Here is a 1,066-nt window from a genome sequence, read left to right on the forward strand (position 1 = left end):
GCGGACCGGACAAGACCGCACCGGCGATGCTCGGCACCCCGGACCTACCGCCGCTGATGCCCGCTCCCGGCTCGTATGTCCGTGAGCGATGAACCGCCGCAAGAACAGTGAGGATCACCCATGACCACCCGTGTAGCGCACCCGACAGAACTCCTCGCCCTGGTCGGCGAGCAGATCGGCACCACCGACTGGTACGAGATCACCTACGAACAGGTCAACCTGTTCGCCGACGCCACCGGCGACTACCGGACGATCCCCACCCACCCGCAGCGGACCGCCGGCACGCTCCTCGCGAATCCGATCACCCCCGCCTACCTGACGCTGGCACTGCTCCCGAGGGCCCTCGACGACCTGGTCTGGATCGACAGCGCCCCCACCACCCTCGACCACGGACTCGGCACCGTCCATTTTCCCGCACCCACAGCCGCCGATGCCAAGGTCCGCTGCACCGGCCGGATCCTGGCCGCGCAGCGACGCCGCACCGGCATCGAAGTCGTCTTCGGCATCACCGTCGAAGCCGACGGCGCGCCGCGACCCGTATGCGTCGCCGAACCGATACGCATCTACCGATGATCACCCCCGCCGTGAACCCGGCAGACGAAACCCGAATGGTGCGCGCCCGCGGGCAGCACCTGCGAGTGTCCATCAGACACGGCGACGGCGTACCGCTGGTGCTCTGCAACGGGATCGGCGCCGGCCTCGAGGTCCTCGACCCCCTGGTCGAGCACCTCGGCGCGAGACGCACCCTGATCCGATTCGACGCACCCGGAGTCGGAGCGTCACCGAACTCGCGACTACCGTACGGGTTTCCGTACCTCGCCCGAGTAGTCGGGCGGATGCTGGACACCCTCGGCTACGAACGGGTCGACATGCTGGGCTATTCGTGGGGTGGTGCCCTGGCCCAGCAATTCGCATTCCAGAACCCGCGCCGGTGCCGACACCTGGTCCTCGCCGCCACCGCAACCGGTGTCCTCATGGTGCCCGCCCGGCCGTCGGTCCTGACGAAGATGCTCACCCCCCGCCGGTTCGTCGACCGCGACTACCTCGCCTCGATCGCCGCGACCAT

General features: G+C 68.7%; 2 protein-coding genes. Both read left to right on the forward strand.

Annotation, left to right across the window (positions count from 1 at the left end; genetic code table 11):
• The first annotated feature begins 120 nt into the window (after positions 1-120).
• On the forward strand, positions 121-573 hold the full coding sequence (locus ACFWAY_RS53920) for a MaoC/PaaZ C-terminal domain-containing protein (protein WP_378516561.1): 453 nt from the start codon (positions 121-123) through the stop codon (positions 571-573).
• On the forward strand, positions 570-1,066 hold a 497-nt coding region (locus ACFWAY_RS53925), incomplete at its 3' end, for an alpha/beta fold hydrolase (RefSeq protein WP_378516562.1). The genes ACFWAY_RS53920 and ACFWAY_RS53925, both read left to right, overlap by 4 nt.

This window comes from Rhodococcus sp. NPDC059968 (assembly GCF_042738615.1).
Classification (GTDB): domain Bacteria; phylum Actinomycetota; class Actinomycetes; order Mycobacteriales; family Mycobacteriaceae; genus Rhodococcus_F.